Source organism: Methanomassiliicoccales archaeon (genome assembly GCA_038740345.1).
GTDB lineage: Archaea > Thermoplasmatota > Thermoplasmata > Methanomassiliicoccales > UBA472 > JAJRAN01.
The window spans coordinates 87,992-109,784 of record JAVYMA010000001.1 but is presented as its reverse complement, the minus strand read 5'-3'; the positions used below and the strand labels follow the sequence as shown (position 1 = coordinate 109,784).

The window sequence follows — 21,793 nt, the reverse complement described above, 5'->3', positions numbered from 1 at the left end:
ATGGCCAGACATGTGGTGGAGATGGCCAAGAGCGTGATCGAGGTCGAGGATGGCAAAGTTAAGGTGATCGAAAGACCTAGGATTCGCAGGTGCCCCCTCAGGCGCAGCCTTTATGGCTGCGAGAGCGAGGATGAGTGGACCGTGCGGAGAGTTCTATCCTCTCATATCGAGGATCTGGGAATGTACACTTCCAAGCGGGTGCTGAGGCTGCGCGAGGACCCTGTTAGCTTCGGCGCCTCCGAGATGCTGAGCGATGCCCTCCAAGAAGGTCTGCTTGACGCTGCAGTGGTGGTCTGTGAAGGCGTAGGCAGCGTGATAATCGATCGGCCAGAGGTCCTTCAGGCCGTGGGCGCTCACATGACTGGTATAATCTACACAGAGGAGATTCGCGACACTCGCCGGCGCTTGGAAAGGATGGGGGCCACGACCCTGGGAGAATGCCGCATCGATCAGGTGGCGGGCTTCGCTTTGGCGGTGGAGAAAGGATATCGAAAGGTAGCGGTGACCGTCACAGGTTTGAAACCCGAAGAGGCCTTGAAATTGAGAAGAATGGGGCGCTACCTGGGCCAAAGGGCCACGATTCTCGCGGTGCATACCACGGGCATAAGCGAAAGGACGGCGAGGAGTCTCTCCCGCCATTGCGACCTGGTGTGGGCGTGCGCTTCCTTGCATGTACGCAGGATAATCGGCCCCAGGGCGCTGATGCAAGTGGGCACAGGCATCCCTGTTTTTGCCCTTACCCAGGAAGGTAAGAGGATTGCTCTCAATCGCGCCTTCAAAATCAAGGAACCGATCATAATACAAAGGTGCGGACTTCCTTGTCTGGACGAGGCTAAGCAGCCGGAGCCATTGCTCTAAAAACATAGTCCACAACATTCTCCCTCCTGGCGTATGGAAAGCATTATCAGCATCTCTCCTGATAAGCCCAATTTATACCATGGAGAATGTGGCAGAGGTCACCAAGCCTGCCGGCTCAGGAACGAGCGGCGTCGAGGTCACCCTAAGGAGAGACCTGGGCATGCTCGAGGTGCTGATGATCGGCATAGGCCCTAACATCGGCTCCACCATCTTCGTGTTGGTGGGCATAGCCATCGGGATTGCCGGGCCAGCCATAATGCTGGCCTTGACCCTGAATCTTATTGTCACCCTCTTCACCGCCATGTCCTATGCTGAGCTGGCCAGTGCCATGCCTGAGACGGGAGGAGGCTATCTCTGGATAAAAGAGGCTCTCTTCCCTCCCTTCGGTTTCTTGGGAGGATGGATGTCCTGGGTAGGGCATTGCATCGCGTGCGCCGTGTACGCGGTAGGGTTTGGCTTCGGGGTGGCAGGCATCTTCTCCAACCTCGGGGTGGATTTCTTTGGGTTTTCCAGCGATATCATATCAAAGATCTTCGCTGCTCTTATTTCCCTGTTCTTCATCTACTTGAATTGGAGAGGGGTGAAAGGAGCGGGGCGATCTCAAATCCTGATATCCATGGTCCTCCTTGGCATAATAATCACTTTTCTCCTTTTCGCCACCCTATATCTTATGAAGGGCGATATTGCATCCGATGCCTTCGAGCCTTTCTTCATAGAGCCGGCGCTCATGACGGTGGCCACATCCATGGGTTTTACCTTCATGATCTTCGAGGGCTATGAGATCGTGGCCCAGACGGGGGAGGAGGTCAAGAATCCTCACCGCACCGTCCCGCGGGCCATGTTTCTCTGCATCCTCATCTCTGGCTCTCTCTTTCTGATCATGACCATGGCCACACTCATGATACTGGGATTCGAGCGAATATTGGAATTGGATCTCATGAACCGAGGCCAGGACGTCCTGGTGGTGGCTGCCGATGCGGTGGTTCCGGTGGTGGGAGGGCTGCTCATCTCCATCGGCATCATAATCGGTTCCATAGCCGCTGTCAACTCAGTGGTCTTCTCCACCTCTAGAGTGTCTTTCGCCATGGGACGGGATGGCAACCTCCCCTCCCTTTTCGGAAAGTTGAATCCTGTTAGGCAAACTCCTTCCTTCGCTCTCTTCATAAGCGGGGCGATAATCATCCTAGCCTGTGTCAGCCTTCCTATCAATCAAGTGGCGGCCGTGGCGGATATTTTCATCCTTATCCTCTTCATATTGGTCAATGTCGCGGCGATTCAGATGCGTCGTAGAAGGCCTGACCTGAAGCGCAGCTTCATCATGCCCCTGTTCCCCCTCTTCCCTCTAGCTGGCATCAGTGCGAAATTCTTCCTGGCCGTGACGCTGTTTGATTATGAGCCTTATGCCTGGTGGCTGGCGATCGCCATCATACTGATTGGCCTCCTCATGCACTATTTCGCCAAGGGAAAAGAGGAGATCGAGCGCGTTCCTTTGCCTGCGCGTGCTCCTATGTCAGAGGAGGAGCGCAGCAAATACCGCGTACTCATCCCTCTTGACGAGCCGAATCAGGCAATCATAGACATAGGTCAGATATTGGCCCAAAGGCATGAGGGAGAGATTCTTCTGACCTCAATCGTAGAAGTGCCCACCGCTGTCCCTCTGAATGCTATCGACCCTAAGCGCATAGAAGAGAAGAAGAGGATGCTAGAGAAGATAAAGCGACAAGTAGAGGCGCATGGAATACCCACTCGGGCGTTGGTCTCGGTCTCGCATGACGTGGCTACGGCTATAATTGATACCGCGAAGGAAGAAGCGGCCAACATGATCCTCATGGGATGGAAGGGCTATACACGGACCAAGAAGAGGGTTTTAGGTCGCAAGATAGATGAGATCGTCAGGAGGGCTGTATGCGATGTGATAGTCCTGAGGGCAGAGGACCGTCTCGCCCCGAAGAACATATTGATCTTATCTGGTGGGCTGTGGCACGTTTCCGCCGCCACTCAAGTGGCTGCGGATATCGCAGTGGCCAATGCCTCACGTGTCACAATCCTAAACGCCATGATCCACGACAAGTACCTCTCCAAAGCGCGCGACTATGCCAAAAGGCTGACCGCCATCGTGGAGGCGGCGGGAGTGCCCGTGATCATCAAGGAGATACATCCTGAGACCATAGTGGGAGGAGTGGTGGCCGAGTCCTTGGACTATGATCTGCTGGTCATGGGAACTTCCGCGGTGAGGCCTTGGGAGCATTTCGATTTCGGACCAATACAAGATAAGATAATCAAGAATGCCAAGTGCCCTGTCCTCATATACAAACGGGTGGTGACTACCACTCCTGAGGAGAAGAGGCAGAAGGAGAGAGAAGAGGCGGAGGAGCTGGAAGAAGAGAGGTTGGAAAGAACCCTGGAACGGACTAGCGGGCTGAAATAGCCATAAACCTATCCAGGAAGAGACCTGTCACCTGCACTGGTATCCGGGCGCCAGCGCTTGTGGGGTGGCCACCTCCTTCCAGGCCGTGTTCTAAGGTGAAGTCTTCCACGAAACGGCCCAAATTAACACCTCCTGGTTGTAGGCCACGCATGCTCACTGAGGAATGCTGTCGGCGCTCATTGATCATCACCGCATATGCGCATCCTTTCTCCTTAGCCACCTCTACCAGAGCGCGAGTGCCGAATCCGTATAGGGAGCGGTTCTTATCACGTGAGTGCAAGATGGCCGCGCTGCCTCGGATGCGCATATTGCTCTTTACCCTGGCCAGCGCCTTCGGCCAGCGCTGTTCATTCAACACTTGAAGATATCGTCGGCGCACGCAACTTACCTCCGAGGGCCAGCTCCCACGAGAAAGGTGCAAGGCAGCTTGCATGCGGTAGCTATCGTCATCTATGTCCAAACGCCAGGAGAAGTCGAGCGTGCGAGCTTCCTCTTCTATCTTGCTCAATCCATAAAGAGCGCTCATCTCTCGTAGCAGGGGGGTGTCGCAGAACTCTACCATATCCGCTATGGCCACCAACCCTTTGTAGCGGGACCCGATGTGGAAATAGTGATACATTATAGAGGCCGCGCTCATACCCTCGCGCAATATCATCATCTTCCTTACAGGCGAGTCGTGTTGCTGATGGTGGTCGAAGGCCACCACCTCAGAACGTTCATTGGCCTCACAGATGCGCGCCTCCAGCTCAGGTACCAGAGCTAGGTCGCTGAGGTATATGGCGGAGGAGGAGTGATCTCTGGCCACAACTCTTGCACCTGCCGCAGGAGAGGTCACGAAGGTAACCTTGGCGGAGGGAAAAACGCTAAGGAAAAGGGCAGCGGAGACTATACCGTCGACGTTGCCCCGAGTTATCAGGTGCTTGTCCCGGTCATCCCTGGAGAAGCTATCCATCCCTTCCAGTTGGTATATGCACTCGCTACATATATCAACACTTTGTATGTAAAATACTATTTGGACAGGAGAGTGAGGTAAGAATATATGATGTTCCTGGGACTGGATTTGGCATGGCGCTCAGATCCTTATCCCCTCTCTACAGGGGCATGCTTGATTGACTCCGGCGGTGAGGTGGTGTTGTTAGGACTGGTCACCACGAATGAAGAAATCCTGTCCTTGCTTGACAAGGATAATCAGATGTGGGTGGGGATAGACGCACCGCTTTGCGTTCCTAACCTCACAGGAATGCGCAGATGCGAGCGAATTATGATGAGAATGGGCCTTCCCTGCCTCCCTTCTAACCAGCGCTTCATGGAGCGTCATTTCGGTGGTAGGAGAGGAGAAGACCTCGCCAGAGCATTGCGTGGCCGGGGGTTCGTGCCCGCTTCGCCAGAGGTGAGGGGTGAAAAGGTTTACTTCGAGGTCTATCCTAGCGGTGCCCTCCGCATCCTGTGCGGGAAGATCCCATCTTATAAAAGAGGAAGGCTATGCGACCGGCGCAAAGCCTTGGAACAGGTGATCGAGGCCATGGATTCCTGGCATTCCCCTCCTGACCTCTGCCTTTCGTTGCGTCAAGAAATCGAGAATATGAAGTTGCATAGAATCAAAGGATTATGCGATATCCTAGATGCAGCCCTAGCCGCAGCCTGCCTGTATTGTCATTACATAAAGAATGGAAAGAACACTCAATTGCTAGGCGATGTAGAGCATGGATATGTGCTCTTGCCGACCGAGAGGAATATGCATGATGGATGAGAGGGAGATGCAGTACGCCTTTCAGCGTGTGGGGGCTCGATTTGGCTTCCATCATGTCCAGGCCAGCTATTATCCTTTCAAAGAATTCAAGACCACTTGGAAGCGCATTGGCACCACTGTCAGCTTCAAGGTGACGGATTACATACAAGGCGCGGCTGAAGAGGTGATAAATGATTTCGCCTTCTGTCTTTTCGAGCGTATGCAAAGGAGAAGGAGGGAGCTGTACACCGCTAGGGTATCTGAGTATTTATGCTCTGATGCCTTCTTGCGTTCGAATCGAGAGAAATATTTGAAACGCAGCCGCAATCTCACTCTGGACGCAAAGGGCAAGGAATATGATCTGAGTTCCCTTCTCACTTCATTGCAGGATCGGGGATTAGTGGGCGATTGCCACGGTGCTTTCCTTACCTGGACGGAAAAGCCTAATCGCTTCCGCCTGGGCTACTGTAGCTTGATTATGAGAGTGGTGGCCATTTCCTCTGCCTTGGACTCAAGTCAGGTGCCAGGGTACGTCGCCGAGTATGTCCTTTATCATGAGATGCTTCATCTGCTAACGCGCTCCGATCCCCTTCGCTCTTATCATGATGCGGAATTCAGACGCCTGGAGCGGAAATATCCTCGCTGGAGAGAAGCGGAAAATTGGCTTAGGCTCTTATCCAGCAGCCATTTGGCTGGAGAAGGATCTGCTTGAGCTACGAGGCGATAGTCATAAACAATCGAGAAGTGATAGCATGCACATGGAACCTGAGGGCAAGCGGCAGTTCGTGCGGGATCTCAAGGTGGGAGAAGATGTTGACTCTCTCTTCTCTGTCAAATTCAAGAAGCCTCCTAAACCCTACTCCAAAGGTTCGGTATTCGAGGTAAGGCTGGCCGATCGCACCGGCGAGATGACGGCCAAGTATTGGGGGTCGAAGGATGAGGAGGCAGTGAAAAGTGTGTACAATTCCTTCGATTCCAACGATGTGGTGAGAGTCAGGGGTTCGGTATCTTCTTATAAAGAAACGGTGGAGATAAGCATCAGCCCTGATAAAGGAGGGACAGTGGAGAAGGTCCCCAAGGGAGACTATCGCCTCACTGATTTCGTCGCCAGCTCCTCCAGGGATGTGGATCAGATGATGACATCATTAAACTCCGCGGTGCGCAGGGTGCAGAATCGTCATTTGCAGCTGCTCCTGGCATCCTTTTTCGGCGACGAGTCCTTTGTGCAAAGGTTTAAGAGTGCGCCCGCCTCCATGTGGATGCATTGCAATTGGATGGGGGGCCTGGTGGAGCATACCCTCAACGTGCTGGAGATATGCGAGTTCCTGGCTAAGCGCTATCCCAAGCTGGATAGAGACCTGCTCATTGCCGGTGCTCTGCTGCACGACATCGGTAAGGTGGAGGAATACGAGGTAACGACGAACATCGATGTGTCTGAGGACGGAATGCTGAGGGGACATGTGACCATAGGAGCCGAGATGGTGTCCCGAGCCTGCGACAGGATAGAGGGAATGCCCAAGAATCTAAAGCTCAAGGTGGTGCATATGGTCCTGGCCAGCCATGCCGAGCCAGAATATGGCTCGCCCAAGAGACCTCAATTCCCCGAGGCTCTGGCAGTTCATATTGCGGACGAGGCGGACGCCAAGCTGGAACAGTATATATCTGCCAAAGAGAATGCTCAGACTGAGGACCCTTGGATCTATGACCGTAGATTAGGCCACATATACCTTCACTAATCGGGAATCTCGGTGAAGCGATAGGAGCAATTGGGCAGGCCCTTGAGGTTGTCAGGGTGCCAAGGGAAGGCGCGGCAGTGCTCACTGCGTCGTGCATGAATGGTACAAGTCCACTGTCCGTCGATCAGAGCAAGGAATTGACACTGCCCATTCTCCGGCAGTCCGTTGGCACGGTACCATTCCCTGGCATCCTCATCCACAGGAAAGCGCGGCTTGCAGCAGTCGCCGCATCTATTACACTCTCCACTCCTAATATAGCGTGGCATTCAACGGCCTTAACCATCTGCCAAGGATAAATAGATGAGGTGTCCCCCGAACCCTAACAGATCGGTTCATGGACGGGCATAGCCCTAATCTCCCCGCACTGACCCAGGCCGGGGGGGTTTTGTTGTGCTCCGGGGTTGTCCTCCAGTCATGACGCGACGTCCCGTCGCCGTTCCTGCAGGGACCCATTGTACGGTGCACTGTTCGCCCCCAGCCTATTCTAGGGATCACACGTCACCCTCGCGTTCGTTGGAGGCAGAGGTTACTAGGGCGATTGTGTATTTAAGGCTCTCGATAACCCACCAGCATCTCTTCTACCCAAGAGCAACAAGCCTCCTGACTCCTCAGCATGATGGTATCAAAAGCCGATAACCATGTCCTCACTCTTATAATCGATTCGGGAAGTTCCTTTTGAGACGGTAAAGGGCAGAGGAGAAAAAAGTGAGAGCTAACACGCTTAAAATATCAGCATTCATCTTCACTGCAGTCCTAATCTGCACCCTTTGCATAGATACACACGATGCACAGGCAGCAGATCCCTTACCATCTCAGTTGCCATCTGCTCCTCGGAGCCTAACCGCCTCACCCGGTAATGGTAAGGTAACCCTGACCTGGAGCCCTCCGTTATACTATAACGGCTCTGCTATCAGCGAATATTGGATTTACCGGGGGACCGAGCCTGGAGGAGGCACTCTCTGGACTACGCTGGGGAATGTGACCACCTATACTGATATAGGCCTCACCAATGGCCAGACATATTACTATAGCGTCTGTGCCCGAAACGCATTCGGAATCGGCCCACGTTCTAGTGAGGTTAGCGCTACCCCCCGCACCACCCCCTCGGTTCCTTTGGAGGTCAGCGGCATCCCCGGGAATCTATTCATCAACCTGACCTGGAAGCCTCCCGCCTTCGATGGTGGCGCTCCCATCCTCGGCTATCGCATCTATCGAGGCACATCGCCAGGCAGTGAGACCTTCTTGGCAGATGCGGGGAACTTCACTTTCTACATCTGTTCACGGCTGCAGATCGGTAGAACCTACTATTTCAGGGTCTCAGCCTACAATGTTGTAGGAGAGGGGCTAAAGAGCAATGAGGTGGCCGCCGCTCCGGATGTGGTCCCGGGAGCCCCCATCGCTCTGGTGGCGAAAGAGGGTGTACGCCAAATCACCCTGACCTGGAGCCCCCCAGAGCCCAATGGAGGATCCCCTATCCTCGGCTACCGCATCCTTCGTGGCTTGGCTCCAGGAGAGGAGAAACTTCTAACCAACGTCAGTGTGACCACCAAGTACGAGGATGTTGGCTTAACTAACAACGTCACGTACTATTATAAAGTGGTGGCGTACAACGCCGTTGGCGATGGGGCAGAGAGCAATGAGATCTTTGCTACCTGTTGGGATGTGCCAACTCCCGTGGTCCTAAGCATCCTGGAAGGGAATCGCCGCATCACCTTATACTGGAACACCTACGACAACGGCGGCACTGAGGTCCTGCGATACTGGGTCTACCGCGGTACCAAGGCGGGCCAGACCCAACTACTGATCACCCTGGATAATGTGCTTTCCTACACTGACACCGGCCTTACCAATGGTCAGACCTATTACTATCGCATCGCGGCAGAGAATGCCGTGGGTATCGGTCTCTCCAACGAGGTATGTGGCACGCCACGCACCGTACCATCCGCGCCCGTGGGGCTCACAGCCACCCCCGGTGAACGCTTCATAAAGCTCAATTGGACCAAACCTCAGTCAGACGGTGGCTCCCCGGTCCTGGGATACAAGATTTACCGAGGCTTGGCTCCAGGCTCTGAGACCTTCTTGGCAGACGCGGGTAACGTCAATAGCTTCATCGCCGCTGGCCTGATCAATGGTAAGACCTACTACTTCAAGGTCTCGGCCTATAACGAGGCAGGTGAGGGGCCTTTGAGCGCAGCGGTCTCTGAAATCTCGGGTTTGGTACCAAGCGCCCCCTTAGACCTGAACGCTCGGGCCGGTGATCAGTTCGTATATCTTTCTTGGAGTGCGCCCACCATCTCGGGAAGCGGGCCAGTACTTTCCTATCTCATCTTCCGCGGCCTGGAGCCAGGGAAGGAAGCTCCCGAGCCTATAGCTGAAGTCACCACCACGACGTACAATAACACTGGGCTGACAAACGGCCAAATGTATTATTATAAGATTAAAGCCAAAAACGCCATAGGAGAAGGACCTTTTTCTAGCGAGGTAAGCGCTAAACCAAGCACCCCTGGGAGCGCGCCCTCCGTGCCACTGAATGTACAGGCGGTGGGAGGATACAAGCACATTCTCATAACTTGGAATCCTCCCCTCTCTGATGGCAACAAACCTATCCTGGGCTACAAAATCTATCGTGGTCTATTCTCCGGAAACGAGGTCTATCTCGCCACCGTATCCACCAATTATTATAACAACACAGCTCTGGAGAACGACACCACGTACTACTACCGTGTGGCAGCATACAACGAAGTCGGCACGGGGCCGCAATCGGAGGAGGTCTATGCCACCACCCAACCTAATCCCCAGCCGCCTCAGCCCACGCCTGCCTCTTTCGACATCATGGCATTTCTAAGCAATTCCGTATTCCTCGCTGTGGTGCTAATCATAGCCCTAGCGGTGATAATATGGTACATCAGGGAGAAGCGCAAGGCCAAGCTGCAGGCGAAGAAGAACGCGGAAAGGCTGAAAAAGTCAGCCAAAGCCGCGGCTCTTAAAAAGGGTCCAGGCGTGAAGTAGATATGCTCGGGGGCGCAATGATGCCTCATGATCCTGGTGGGCTGTAGTGGCTGGTCATATGAGGATTGGTTGGGAAGATTCTATCCATGGGAGCTGGCCAACAAGAGAGGAGAGTGGCTCCGCTTCTATGCTGAGCATTTCCACACCGTAGAGATAAACTCCACTTTCTACCGTCCTCCCCCGCCACCAATGGTCCGTCTCTGGATCAAGAAAGCAGAGGGATTAGAGGGCTTCGAATATTCGCTGAAGATGCCTAGGCTGGTGACGCACGAGTCAATGGTTCAGCTTGATAGCCAGACATCGGCAACTCAGGCAGTCTCATTCGAGCGCATGTGCGTGAAGGAGTTATCGGCCGCGGCACGAATGGGAGCCTGCCTGCTGCAGCTCTCCCCTTATTTCAAGAAAGATTCCCGCTCCATGGCGGTACTAGATGCTACTCTGGAGGCCTTGGATACCCAGGCCTACCACTATGCCGTCGAGTTCAGGCACCGGAGCTGGCTGGGAGAGGAGGGCAAAGAGATCGACCCTGAGGCTCTGGATCTGTTGAAGAGGAATAAGGCAGCCACGGTGATGGTCGACGGGCCAGGATTTCCCGTGATTAAAGCCACCACAGCAGAACATGCCTACATCCGATTCCATGGCCGCAACTATGACATTTGGTTCAGGGAAGAGGGAGAGGAGGATCACCGCCTGAACCGCTATGATTATCTCTACACCAAGGAGCAGCTGTGGCCCTGGGTACCGCGCATCCAGGAAGCGGCTAGGGACCATGAGAAGGTGCGCATCTATTTCAACAACCATGGGCGCTCCAAGGCCGTGAGGAACGCCTTCGATCTCATGGACATGCTGGGCATCCCGCACAAGGCCAGGGAGATAAGGTTGCAGGACCAGTACACTCTGGGTAACTTTTAGCATTTGGTAGGCGATTTTTCTAGTTTTCGCTATTATACACACTGCCCCTGAGCCACGGTTCGAAGACCGAACAGGAGGCTACTTAGAGTGCTCGTATTCAAAGAAAACAGAGCGCGATGGGAAAAAAAAATCTGGTGCTCGTTCCACCCCCTACACGTCCAGGCGACCAAATCGTATTAATATTCTAAGGACGAATCGCTGCGCGTCATGGTAAGGGAGCTGTTCGAGCCGGATTCCATCGCTATCATTGGCGCTTCCAGGGAGGAGAAGAAAGTCGGTCATATCGTGCTGAGGAACCTCATTTCATCAGGCTTCGCCGGAGCCCTTTATCCCATCAACCCCCAGGCCAAGGAGATACTGGGCATAAAGTGCTATCCTAGCGTGCTGGAGGTCCCCGGGAGGATAGACCTGGGGCTGGTATGCGTCCCTAACATCCTCGTGCCGGATGTCATGGAGCAAATGGGCAATAAGGGGGTAAAAGCGGCAATCGTGATCTCCGCTGGCTTCAAGGAGACGGGAAAGGAGGGTGCGGAGCTAGAGAGGCGGACAGACTCAATAGCCAAGGCGTATGGCATAAGGGTGCTGGGCCCCAATTGCCTCGGGCTAATCAACACTCAGAGGCGTATGAATGCCACTTTCACCAATAACTATCCCCGAGAGGGTAGCATAGGAATATCCTCTCAGTCCGGGGCCATATGCTCCGTGCTCCTGGATTGGGCCTCGAGAACGAAAGCGGGCTTCTCCAAATTCGTCAGCCTGGGGAATAAGATGGATATCGAAGAGGCGGATGTGTTGCGATATCTTCGCGATGATCCCAAGACCAAGGTCATCGGGATGTATATCGAAGGAATAACCAGAGGAGCCGATTTTATGCAGCAGGCAGAGGCCACTTCCAAGGTGAAGCCGGTGATAGCCTTGAAGGCAGGGAGGACAAGCAGCGGGGCCAAGGCCGCCTCCTCTCACACGGGCGCCATCTCTTCTGGGGATAAGGTTTACCAGGCGGCGCTGGAGCAGTCTGGTGTGATCAGGGCGCATGATATCGAAGAGCTCTTCGATCTGCTCATGATCTTCAGCAGCGCCCGCATGCCCCGGACCGAGGGAGGCGTGGCCATCGTCACCAACGCAGGAGGGTTGGGAGTGATGGCCGCAGATGCCTGCGGGGATCATGACTTGGCCCTAGCCACATTTTCCCATGAGACGGTAGAACGCCTGCGCTCCTACCTCCCCGCTGAAGCCAATGTATACAATCCCGTAGATGTGATAGGGGATGCCACTGCGGACCGTTATGACTTCGCCATACGCACGGTCATGCAAGACCCGGCAGTGTCCTCCGTGCTAGTACTGTTAGCGCCTACCGATCTGGTGGACATTCCGAGCGTGGCGCGCATTGTGGCCTCGCATGGGAAAAGCAGCGCTATGCCCGTGGTGGCGTGCTTCGCTGGCGGCAATGATGTGCATGAGGGCTTGGAGATACTCAGGCAGGCGGGTATACCTGATTTCGAATCACCGGACCGAGCGGTTCGGGCCCTGAGCGCCATGGTGGAGTATCAGAAAGCGCGTTCTCGCAACGTGTCCGAGACATTCCCCACCTTCGAGGGCGACAAGGAGAGGGTCAGGGCATTGCTGGCTAAGGTCAAGTCCCAGGGAAGGGTGGGGCTGAGCGAGAGCGAAGGCAAGGAAATCCTCCGGGCATATGGCATCTCTGTACCCGATGAGGGGATGGCCAGGACCGAAGAGGAGGCGGTGGAGCTGGCGAGAAGGATAGGATACCCCATCGTCCTGAAAGTGGAATCTCCCGACATCGCGCACAAGACTGATGTGGGAGGAGTGGTGGTGGGGCTGCGCCGCGAGGAAGAGGTCCGCCATGAATTCAACCTACTCCTATCCAGGGTAAGGGCTATGGCCCCCCGGGCCAGGGTGGAGGGCGTCTTAGTGCAACGCATGATATCGGGCAGGGAGGTCATAGTGGGGATGGTTCGCGACGACCAGTTCGGACCAGTGGTCACTTTCGGTCTGGGGGGCATTTTCGTAGAGGTCCTCAAGGACGTGGCGCAGAGGATCGTACCCCTCTCGAACGCGGACGTGACAGATCTGATCCGCTCCATCAGGGCCTATCCTATCTTAACAGGCGTCAGAGGTAGGAAGCCTGCGGATCTGGAAGCCTTGCGGCAAGTGATACTCAAGGTGGCGCAGGTGGCGCAGGACTTCCCCGAAATCACAGAATTAGAGATAAACCCCCTCATCGTCGGCGACGTGGGGGAGGGGGCTGGTGCGGTGGACGCGCTGGTCACTATAAGGAGGGAGAGCGCATGAGCACTTTATTTCTAGGGTCGGTCACGGAAAGGTCAGGCAAGAGCATGGTATCTTTGGGCTTGGCCTTGAACCATTCGAGAAAGGTGGGGTATTTCAAGCCCTTTAGGGAGACCCTGCGCAATGACCGCGAAAGGCTGGTAGATCAGGACGCATATCTCATGAAGCGAGCGCTGCGCCTCGATGTGGAGGAGGAGAAGCTCTCCCCCTTCACTTACGACATCCATAGGCCGTTGGACATAGAGCGGATAGTGCGCGCTTACCAAGAGGTCAAGGGCTCCTGCGAGGATATGCTAGTGGAGGGAACCAGGGATGTGCTCACTGGTTTCCTCCATAACGTCTCGGGCCTGACTATTGCTGAGGCCATAGGGGCCGAGGTGGTGTTGATATCCTCCAAGCAGACTGGTTCCTTCGACAAGCTGGCTATGCTAGTGCAGCTGATGCGTTCCTACAAGGTCAGGTTCAAAGGAGCCATCCTTAACTTCGGATGCGGTGATGAGGAGAGAAAGCTGTTGGAACGAAGGGGCATCAGAGTCTTAGGCAGCATACCGGAAGCGCCAGAGCTTAGGCATTTCAGGGTAAGGGAGGTGGTGGAGGCTCTGCGCGCGGAGGTGGTGGTGGAAGAGGGCCTAGACAATCGGGTGGAGGAGGTGATGATAGGAGCTATGAGCCCTGAGACGGCGATCAGGTTCATGCGCAGAGCCAGTCACAAGGCGCTCATCACCTGCGGAGACCGCTCGGACCTTCATATGGCGGCCCTAAGCACCGATACCTCCTGCCTCATCCTGACCGGAGGATTGTATCCTGAGAAGCAGGTGGTGGCCAAGGCCTATGAGCGCAGAGTGCCAATCCTGCTTACCTCGTTGGACACCATGAGTGCGGCCGAGGCGGTGGATCATCTCATCGCCCGCATAGACCCTGAGGACCAGGTCAAGATCGATAGGATCCGCGGCTTGGTGAAAGAGAACGTCGATATCCAGGCCATCTGGAGCTGAAGGTCCTTCAAATAACCACGCTGGCGGAGCTGCTTCCATCCTCGTTCTCCCTGACCACGATGGCCGCTCCCACCATGTCCTTGACATCGTCTATATGAGTGATGAGAAGGATCTGCGAGAACTGCCTGGACAACTGAGAGAAAGCTTCCATTATGTTGCGCTTGCGCATCTGGTCCTGAGAACCGAATATCTCGTCCAATATCAGCAGGTTGAGCGCGCTGCCTGCCCTCTCGGCGATGACCTTGGAGATGGCCAACCTAAGGCAGAGGTTAGCCAGATCTACTTCCCCTCCGGAGAAGCGCATCAGGGGATATTCCTCTCCTCTGTCCAGTATGCTGATTTCGTAATCGCTGTCCAGCTTCATGCCTACGTATCGTCCATCGGTTAGCTCTGAGAGCAGGCGCGAGGACAGCTCAGACAGCGTGGGCACCACCCGCGCCATCATACTCTCCCTGAAGGCCCGCATGGCCTGTCCCAAGGCGGTCTGCTCCATCACCTGCACCGTCAGCTCAGCCAGTTTCGCCTCCTTCTCCAGGAGCTCCGAGAGCCTGTTCTCCTTCATGCCTGACTCTGCCCTAAGACGGGAAAGCTCATTCTGCACCCTAGAAATTTCCTTGTCCAATTCCTGTTTCTGCCGCAACAGCTCGTCCAATGCTCGCTGGGCCTCCTGCCGTTCCCCTTCCTTGTATCCTAGCTGAGTGATCTCTTCCTCCAGGCGCTCGATGAGGGAGGTACATCTAGCTATCCTCCTCGTCTGCTCCTCCTGCTCCTTCTGCCAGCGCTCCAAAGACTGAACCTCTGCCAACAGCTCTTTTCTCCTCTCCCACTTGGGCTTGAGGTCTGCGAGCCTCTGCTTAAGCCTAAGATATTCTTTTTCATCGTATCTCAACGAGTATAGAGGAGAGAGCTCCTGTTCCAGTCGCATCTTATCCCTTTCCATGGTCAGGAGTTGCTCCAGTAGCGTTTTCTTATTCGTCACTGCCTTAACTTGCTGCTCGTACTGTCCTTGTAGGTGCTTTCGGCGCTTGTTGAGAGCTTCTAATCTCTTGTCCTTCTGGGCCAACTCTTCCCTTTCCCGCTCCGCTTCGGAGTTCAAGCGAGAACGTTCCCGCTCCATGTCCTCCATCTCCTTCCTCAATTTCTCCGTGAGGAAGGAGTGCTGGTCGCAAAGCTTGCGCTCGCAGGTAGGGCATACACCTTCTGGCCCTAACCTCTCGATCTCCTTTAAGCGCAATCTAGCCTTATCGATCTCTTTGGTCAGGCGCTCCGCTTCTGCCATCCTCACCTTGAGACTTTCACGCGTGCTTCCTTGTTCCGCTTTCAACTGTTCTATGCTCGCCTCCACAGCGGCCAATTGGTCATTAAGCTCCTGACGGAGTTTTTCGGCATTTTCGAAGGAGCGCAATGATTCTCTGAGTCGGGAAATATTCTGTACTAGCGAGGAATGCTGCCTTTCCAACTCATTCTTCCTGGCGTTCTCCTTGGCCAAGCTGTCCAGCTCTTCCTTTCTTGATTGGGATTTCTCATATTCTTCTGCCTCGGCCTGCAGCGCTGCCGCTTGCCTGGCCTTGCTTTTCAACTCTTCTATCATCTCCACCGCTCGGGTGAGCGCCGCCTCCGCTGCCTCCTTATCCTTGCGGTGCATGAGAAGGGAGGTCTGAAGGCTTCGGTACCTCTCTTCTTTCTTAGTGAGCAAATCCCTTCTGGATGTCGCTTGCGCCATCGCTGCGGACATGCCCTGCTCTTGAATGGCAAGATTGCGAAGGACCTCTTCTGCGCGCTCTATCTCCAGACGCATCGAGTCAAGCTCTTGCCGCAGCCTTTTGGAATAGTATCTACCCTCCTCGTCCTGAAGGTCTTTTTGCAAATCGGAAAAGCGGTCCTGCAGGCGGTTGCGATCGCGGTCTATCTCCTCCACTGTCCTAGTAAGGGACTCTATGCCAAGCATTCGCCGCACCACCTTCCCCCTCTCCGCAGGCTTGAGGGCAGAGAGAGCGTTCAGCTCCTTTTGCCTGGCAAAGACGGAGATAAAGAAGGATTTGTAATCCATGCCTAAAATGCGTCGGACCTCCTCGGTGACGCCCTTATCGCCCCGTGCCAACTGTTTGCCGTTGACGGTGAGTTGTGCCTCCACGCTCAGGCTTTTACCCTTCATGGCGCGATACACTTTGTATTGATCGCCAGATATCTCAAAGTCTAGGGTGACCGAGCACTCATCATTCATGCTAGCAAGTGCCGATCTCACGCCTGCTTTCCCCTGACGAACGATATCCCCCTCGTTGCCGTAGAGCGCCCAGGCCACGGCTTCCATGAGCGTGCTCTTCCCCGACCCATTAGGGCCCAATATGCCTACCACGCCCTCAGGGATGTCCAGTGAGGCGTAGCGGAATCTCCGGTAATTGCGCAGCTCCAAATGCCTCAATCTGATTCTTCCACCCCCTTGGCCAAGTACTCCAATCCCTTGGCGCGAACCTTGGATTTGTCTACCTTCTCCAGGGGATAGCTCTCCAGGAAAGCTATCCATTCCCGGTCCAGTGAGGCGAAGCCAGTATAGGCCGCGACGGCCCCCGCTTCCCTGGGCAGGAGTTCTGCCTTGATCTCGAAATGCGCTGCTCTCGCCGCCAATTGTCTCAGCCAATGGAAGTCGAGACTGGAATAGCATTCCTGGCTGAGATTGGTCATCCTCAGCCTCACTATTTTCCCCTCCAGTTCATGGGCTTCCAAGACCCTCATCAGCTCCTTCCTCAGCTGTGCCAAATCCATGTGCTTGGCGTCTATGGGCTCAAGGTCTACCATGGGTCGGGTGGGCATTTTCCTGAACCTCACCTTGAGAGGGGAGAGTTCCACCTCCAACAGGCCCTTATCGGAGCCTGCCTCAGCGAAGGACAATCTCTCGCCTGAGCCGGCGTAGTAGGCGTTCCTGGTCACCTGAGAGAAGTCATGATAATGGCCAAGGGCGATGTAGTCGAACTCAGGCTTTAGATAGGAGGCGGGGAGGATCTGCTCATTAAATTCATTCATGCGGAATACGTTGAGCGAGGATATGCCCACATGCATCATGGCCACATTATATTTTCCCTGAAGGGGAGACATCCTTGCCGCCTCCTTTTGCAGATGCTCCCCCTCAGCATGGGGCAGCGCGTGCACCGCCAGGTCTCCCAAGTCCACTATCTCATAACTCTCTTTGTATACCGGATGCACATGCTCCAGATGCTCGAAGATCTTGAATACTGACCCCGTCTCCCGCAGTTTTGGGGAAGAGTGATTTCCGGATATGATCACGGTATCGATGCCTGCCTCATTTAATCTGAGGAACTGCTCCAGGGCGAAAGATATTGCGCGATTAGTCGGACGGACGGAGTCGAACACATCACCCGAGTGCAGCACCACGCGAGGCCTGATTTCCAGGCAACGGTCGATCTGACGTCTGAAGGCCTCATAGAAATCGACCTCTCGGAGATTAAGGCCAGTCGCTTCATCCACCTTGGAGAAGGCAGAGTAGCCGATATGCGAATCGGAGATGTGCACCAATTTCATGTCTTATCTCCATTATACCCACCACAACCTATGTCTGTTTAAAAGGGATTGCTGAGACAGTAGCGAAACTGCCCTAACCTTTCTCTCTACGTTCCTCTATGAAGTTTTTTTCCAAAGCCATCGACCACTTCTCATAGCCCCTTCTAAGCGTATCCCATATGAGGTAACCTAGTATCAGGCCCAATATGATGAATACGAGGCTAAAAGCCCGAGCGTATTCATCCACAAAGAACTCTATTGGCGCCAGGCTGAAGATGAGGATGATTAGAACAGTGATGTAGGTGAGCCTCCGAAGGAGGCGGAATGCTAAGGTTTGGCTCACGGCCTTGAAAGTTTTGCTATCGGTGAGCGCAGAGGCCATTAGTGCCACCACCTTGCGGAGGCGCGAGATCAAGTCTACGATGACAGGCAGTGACAGAGCCACGCTGAGCACTAAGGCTACAGCGGTCACGCTGACTCCAAGGCCTTGGGCCCATTGCCTCAAATCCTGGATGGCCAGGAACATGATCAGGCCCAGGAACTGAATGAGCAGTAGAAGGGTGACGTCAATCATTAGCAGGAAGAGCTGACGTCCTATCTCTTTACGGCGCTGGACTGAGGAGCTAAGACGCTGGCGTAGCTCCATGCGCACCCCTTCTATGGTCTGGAGGGAGCGAAGGGCTCGGGGAGGGGTGTGACGCACGATCCAAGCGAACTCCCGAGTGGCCCTTTGTACACTTAGCGGCAGCAGTATCATGGTGAGGATGGCTGCCCCGATGATGGAGGAATACAACTCAGGGGGTAGGATTCCAGCGCGCATGCCGGAGTTGGCGATAACGAAGGAGATCTCCCCCATGGCCACCATGCTAGCGCCAGCCAAAAAGGAGGTGCGCGCTGGCAGATTGGCGGTGTAACATCCGACTGCCACGAAGGCGGTCTTGCCTAGATAAAAGACCGCCGCTATGAGCAGCGCTAACGGCAGGCCCTGCAGGACCAGCCTTGGGTCGACGAGCATCCCCACCGATACGAAGAAGACGGCCATGAACATCTCTTTGATGGGCTCGATCTTGCGCACCACATCCTCGCTGTGCTGGGAATGAGAGATGAGCACGCCCATGACGAAGGCGCCGATAGTGAGAGAGAGCCCCAGTCCCACGGCGGTGAGGGCGAATCCGAAGGCTAGCCCCAGAGATACCAAGAGCAGGGTCTCGGAGGAATGCCTGAGTGCTACGCGGTCTATCAAATTAGGTACGACCGCGAGCCCTAATATCAAGCTGAATATGAGGAATGCCGCTATAGAGATCGCTATCAGGAGGATGCTGCCTAAATTGACGACCTGGCCAGTGAGCAAGGGCGAGGTGAGGGCGAGGAGGATGACACCTATCAGATCCTCCACGATGAGCACCCCGATCACCGGCTCCGTCCACTCCTCCTTCAATTTTCCCGTGTCGTGCAGCACCTTGATTATGACCGCCGTGGAAGAGATGGCCATGATGGCGGCCAGGAAGACGCTCCCCACATCCCCTAGACCTATGATCTGGCCTAACCAGTAACCAGTGAGCATCATCAATGCCACTTCCACGCTTCCAGCGACGATGGCGAAGCCACCTATCTTGTGCAGTCTCCTAAGGTTGAATTCCAGACCTATGGAGAACATGAGCAGGGCGATTCCCATGTTGCTCAGGAAGTCGATGATATCCACATCGAAATATACCAAAGAGCCTAGGATGCCTGGCCCCAAAAGCATCCCCGCCACCACATATCCGATGACAGAGGGGAAGCGTAACTTGGCGAAAATGACTGAGCAGGCGCCGGCGATGATGGCGATGAGAGCTATCTCCAAAATATATTGCGTGGCGGTGTCCATGTACCTCCTAGAAAAACCCCGCATCCACTTTCGTCAGGTTCGGCTTTCTCGCCTTCTCCTCCAAGGCCTTGGCATTCTCCCTTTCCAATAGTTCCTCGAACAGATGCACCTTGATGGGTACGGCGAAAGGCGTGAAGGGCGAGGCCAACAGAGCCTCTCCCGGCATGAGCATTTGTATTTCGTTGTCCAATACCGACAGGTCGTGCTTGGCGCTGTTGCGCAGGATATCGCGGTCCCGCTTGTCCGAAAGGCCCAAAACAAAGAGCGTGTTGAACTGGGAGAGGATCTCCTCGTTAATCAGCTTAGGCTGTTGGGATACTGCGCATATCCCTACCTTGAACTTACGCCCTTCCCGTGCGATCTGCGCGAAGACGGTACCTTTGGATTGAGAGAGCACGCGCTGCGCCTCCTCCAAAGCTATCAGGAGGGGAGGGATGGAATCGAACTTCTGCTTGTCCGCGTAAAGAGATTTGTTCCTCTCGAACACCGCGCGTGCCAGAACCGTCGATACCAGAAGCTCCTCGGCCTCGAACATGTTACTGGTGTCAATGAGCACCACTTTCCCTGAGTGAAGAGCGCATATCACCCTGGAGGTGATAGAATATTGGGGATCGGTGGTGATGAGATCGAAACGGAAGATGTTCTCCAGGCGCCGCTTTATTACATTTATGGAACCCTCATGAAATCGTCCTCCTAGCTCCAGCCCGATGGTTTCAGGATCCTTGCGGTGGAGATCGATGAGATAGGAAGGACCATAGCGCCATTGCGCCGCCTGTAAGCACTCTAACTGTGCTTGAGTGAACTCGTATAGATTGGCCAGGTCATCTATCTCAATCTCTGTGGCAGAGATTTTGAGGGGGTTGTGAGGCCCATCCAGGCGCCGGGAGGAGAACACCTCCAATCCCTCCTGCTGAACATAATCCCTCAATCCCTTCTTGCCCGCTATGCCCCCATCATAGTACTCGCCGTGAGGATCGAGGATCAGGAATCCATAGCGACGCAGGCGCATGCAGCTGAGGGCGATGTCCTTCATGAGATTGCTCTTGCCCATGCCAGTGGTGGCGAAGATGCCGATATGATGGGGCATGGACCATCCCCAGAATCCCACGGGCATGCGCAACACCTGGTCGCCCGAGCGTAGCCTGCCTACCTCCACATCCCCCAGATATGAGCGGAGGAATTCGTAGTCTGAGTCAGCCGTCCTTCGCACCAAAGAGAAATGCGAAGGGATGGACTTGGCCTTCTTGAACGCCCCTGCGCGGATGCATCCCAGAGGAGTGCACACCCCCACCTTGTAAAGCGGCACCACGAGTTCGTCGGCAACTCCCACCTCAGACTCTCTCCGGATCAGCTTCCCGGCCATTCTCTCTAGGCTATCGAAGGGCTCAAGGTCAGCGCCGTGCTGCACATCCGTGACTCTAACGAGGTAGCGATCCTCGGAACCATCCTCTATCATGAACATCTCCCCCACCTGGATGGCCGCATCTGGGAGCGAGCGGAAGCGAATGTCCATGACGCGCTCGCCGAAAACTATGCCTATCCTTTCTCCCTCATTCCCTGTTTCGTTCATGTCTAGTCGCGGGTTAATCAGCGGTGAGATAATAAACGATTCCTACTGGCCCAGCGTTTTCGATAAAAAGGAAGCACCAGCGGACCGAAAGGCTATTACAATCTCCTTCCTATAATCCATGCATGGCTCAGGAGGTGTCGCGGCTAGGTCATGGAGAGGCCAGAACCCGGCCGCGCATTAAGCTAGTGGGCGTCGGGGGCGCCGGCTGCAACATTATCGCCGACTCGGGAATGGAGGCGGTGGCGGTGCTTAGGGACGAGGAGGCGCACGAGATCCCCCTGGCCAAAAGATGCGTGTTGACCAGCGAGCACGTCAGATTGTTCAAGACCACCTCCCCCCAGATGTTCCACGCCATTGGAGGGACCCTCAAGAGCGGGATATTCAGTTGCATAGGCGAGGCGGACATCATGTTTATCTTTACAGGTCTGGGGGGAGAGACAGGGAGCAGCGTCACTCCAGCCCTGGCCAATATATGTCGCAAGCATTGCAAGCTGGTGATAGTATCGGCTGCGCTGCCCTTTTCTGTGGAGGGAGGGGAACGCAAGCACACTGCGGCCTTGGCCATGACTAAGGTTATGGAGCATTCCGACATGGTCATCACCTATCACAACGATTCCTTGCTCAAAATAGCCCCCAATCTCCCCCTACGAAAAGCCTTCGGGGCCATGGACATCATCATGCTAGCTCCTGTTCTAGAGCTGGCCAATGCCCTCACGGTGGAGGATATCCAGCAGCTTCGTTCCGATTTCGGCAGCTGTAAGCACGTTCGCGCTGGCGTAGGCATATCATCTGGCCTGGATAGAATACTTCGGGCGGTGGAAGAAGCTTTTAGCTCACCATGGTTCGACTTCGATGTGCGCAGC

General features: G+C 54.8%; 16 protein-coding genes. 10 read left to right on the top strand and 6 right to left on the bottom strand.

Annotation, left to right across the window (positions count from 1 at the left end):
• Together QW520_00530 and QW520_00525 are read left to right on the top strand one after the other, a co-directional pair.
• Window positions 1–858, top strand: a complete 858-nt coding sequence (locus tag QW520_00530) for a DUF2099 family protein (GenBank protein ID MEM0448298.1) — start codon at window positions 1–3, stop codon at window positions 856–858.
• A gap of 88 nt (window positions 859–946) precedes the next feature.
• Window positions 947–3,286 carry an amino acid permease gene (locus QW520_00525; protein ID MEM0448297.1) on the top strand — a complete coding sequence of 780 codons (2,340 nt, stop codon included), beginning with the start codon at window positions 947–949 and terminating at the stop codon, window positions 3,284–3,286.
• Here the strand turns inward: QW520_00525 and QW520_00520 are convergent.
• A complete protein-coding gene (locus tag QW520_00520; protein MEM0448296.1) occupies window positions 3,270–4,238 on the bottom strand; it encodes a DHH family phosphoesterase in 969 nt (322 codons plus the stop codon). The two genes, QW520_00525 and QW520_00520, sit on opposite strands and share 17 nt — an antisense overlap.
• An 87-nt stretch (window positions 4,239–4,325) precedes the next feature.
• On the opposite strand from QW520_00520, the gene QW520_00515 reads away from it, so the two are divergent.
• Genes QW520_00515 through QW520_00505 form a run of 3 tightly spaced genes read left to right on the top strand, consistent with a single transcriptional unit; the run spans window position 4,326 to window position 6,751 of the window.
• Window positions 4,326–5,036, top strand: coding sequence for a DUF429 domain-containing protein (locus QW520_00515; protein ID MEM0448295.1), 711 nt, complete (start codon window positions 4,326–4,328; stop codon window positions 5,034–5,036).
• Window positions 5,026–5,727, top strand: a complete 702-nt coding sequence (locus tag QW520_00510) for a YgjP-like metallopeptidase domain-containing protein (GenBank protein ID MEM0448294.1) — start codon at window positions 5,026–5,028, stop codon at window positions 5,725–5,727. The genes QW520_00515 and QW520_00510 overlap by 11 nt, the downstream gene beginning before the upstream one ends.
• 40 nt (window positions 5,728–5,767) lie before the next feature.
• On the top strand, window positions 5,768–6,751 hold the full coding sequence (locus QW520_00505) for an HD domain-containing protein (GenBank protein ID MEM0448293.1): 984 nt from the start codon (window positions 5,768–5,770) through the stop codon (window positions 6,749–6,751).
• Here QW520_00505 and QW520_00500 read toward each other — a convergent pair.
• Window positions 6,748–7,017 (bottom strand): YkgJ family cysteine cluster protein, encoded by a 270-nt coding sequence (locus tag QW520_00500; GenBank protein MEM0448292.1) that lies wholly within the window; start codon window positions 7,015–7,017, stop codon window positions 6,748–6,750. The genes QW520_00505 and QW520_00500 overlap by 4 nt on opposite strands.
• 439 nt (window positions 7,018–7,456) lie before the next feature.
• Here QW520_00500 and QW520_00495 point away from each other — a divergent pair, with 439 nt between their 5' ends.
• The 4 genes from QW520_00495 to QW520_00480 all read left to right on the top strand — a co-directional run bounded on the left by QW520_00495 (window position 7,457) and on the right by QW520_00480 (window position 13,977).
• A complete protein-coding gene (locus QW520_00495; protein ID MEM0448291.1) occupies window positions 7,457–9,760 on the top strand; it encodes a fibronectin type III domain-containing protein in 2,304 nt (767 codons plus the stop codon).
• Between the two features lie 27 nt (window positions 9,761–9,787).
• Window positions 9,788–10,672, top strand: coding sequence for a DUF72 domain-containing protein (locus QW520_00490; protein MEM0448290.1), 885 nt, complete (start codon window positions 9,788–9,790; stop codon window positions 10,670–10,672).
• A gap of 207 nt (window positions 10,673–10,879) precedes the next feature.
• Window positions 10,880–12,985, top strand: coding sequence for an acetate--CoA ligase family protein (locus QW520_00485; protein ID MEM0448289.1), 2,106 nt, complete (start codon window positions 10,880–10,882; stop codon window positions 12,983–12,985).
• Window positions 12,982–13,977 (top strand): AAA family ATPase, encoded by a 996-nt coding sequence (locus tag QW520_00480; protein MEM0448288.1) that lies wholly within the window; start codon window positions 12,982–12,984, stop codon window positions 13,975–13,977. The genes QW520_00485 and QW520_00480 overlap by 4 nt, the downstream gene beginning before the upstream one ends.
• Before the next feature lie 7 nt (window positions 13,978–13,984).
• Here QW520_00480 and QW520_00475 read toward each other — a convergent pair whose 3' ends face one another.
• The 4 genes from QW520_00475 to QW520_00460 form a co-directional block, all read right to left on the bottom strand.
• The gene (locus tag QW520_00475; protein ID MEM0448287.1) at window positions 13,985–16,501 is read right to left on the bottom strand and encodes an SMC family ATPase; all 2,517 of its coding nucleotides are present in this window, start codon (window positions 16,499–16,501) and stop codon (window positions 13,985–13,987) included.
• A complete protein-coding gene (locus QW520_00470; protein MEM0448286.1) occupies window positions 16,396–17,514 on the bottom strand; it encodes an exonuclease SbcCD subunit D in 1,119 nt (372 codons plus the stop codon). The genes QW520_00475 and QW520_00470 overlap by 106 nt, the downstream gene beginning before the upstream one ends.
• A 73-nt stretch (window positions 17,515–17,587) precedes the next feature.
• Window positions 17,588–19,360 carry a cation:proton antiporter gene (locus tag QW520_00465; GenBank protein ID MEM0448285.1) on the bottom strand — a complete coding sequence of 591 codons (1,773 nt, stop codon included), beginning with the start codon at window positions 19,358–19,360 and terminating at the stop codon, window positions 17,588–17,590.
• A 7-nt stretch (window positions 19,361–19,367) separates the two neighbouring features.
• Window positions 19,368–20,930, bottom strand: coding sequence for an ATP-binding protein (locus QW520_00460; GenBank protein ID MEM0448284.1), 1,563 nt, complete (start codon window positions 20,928–20,930; stop codon window positions 19,368–19,370).
• A gap of 122 nt (window positions 20,931–21,052) precedes the next feature.
• On the opposite strand from QW520_00460, the gene QW520_00455 reads away from it, so the two are divergent.
• A partial coding sequence (locus QW520_00455; protein MEM0448283.1) for a hypothetical protein occupies window positions 21,053–21,793 on the top strand: 741 nt, incomplete at its 3' end.

Bases quoted from the DNA above. Each gene is read 5' to 3' on its own strand.
- QW520_00485 (MEM0448289.1), top strand. From the start codon at position 10,880: ATGGTAAGGGAGCTGTTCGAGCCGGATTCCATCGCTATCATTGGCGCT.
- QW520_00465 (MEM0448285.1), bottom strand. From the start codon at position 19,360: ATGGACACCGCCACGCAATATATTTTGGAGATAGCTCTCATCGCCATC.
- QW520_00475 (MEM0448287.1), bottom strand. From the start codon at position 16,501: ATGGATAGCTTTCCTGGAGAGCTATCCCCTGGAGAAGGTAGACAAATC.
- QW520_00520 (MEM0448296.1), bottom strand. From the start codon at position 4,238: ATGGATAGCTTCTCCAGGGATGACCGGGACAAGCACCTGATAACTCGG.
- QW520_00510 (MEM0448294.1), top strand. From the start codon at position 5,026: ATGATGGATGAGAGGGAGATGCAGTACGCCTTTCAGCGTGTGGGGGCT.
- QW520_00515 (MEM0448295.1), top strand. From the start codon at position 4,326: ATGATGTTCCTGGGACTGGATTTGGCATGGCGCTCAGATCCTTATCCC.
- QW520_00490 (MEM0448290.1), top strand. From the start codon at position 9,788: ATGATCCTGGTGGGCTGTAGTGGCTGGTCATATGAGGATTGGTTGGGA.
- QW520_00480 (MEM0448288.1), top strand. From the start codon at position 12,982: ATGAGCACTTTATTTCTAGGGTCGGTCACGGAAAGGTCAGGCAAGAGC.
- QW520_00500 (MEM0448292.1), bottom strand. From the start codon at position 7,017: ATGCCACGCTATATTAGGAGTGGAGAGTGTAATAGATGCGGCGACTGC.
- QW520_00470 (MEM0448286.1), bottom strand. From the start codon at position 17,514: ATGAAATTGGTGCACATCTCCGATTCGCATATCGGCTACTCTGCCTTC.
- QW520_00460 (MEM0448284.1), bottom strand. From the start codon at position 20,930: ATGAACGAAACAGGGAATGAGGGAGAAAGGATAGGCATAGTTTTCGGC.
- QW520_00505 (MEM0448293.1), top strand. From the start codon at position 5,768: ATGCACATGGAACCTGAGGGCAAGCGGCAGTTCGTGCGGGATCTCAAG.
- QW520_00530 (MEM0448298.1), top strand. From the start codon at position 1: ATGGCCAGACATGTGGTGGAGATGGCCAAGAGCGTGATCGAGGTCGAG.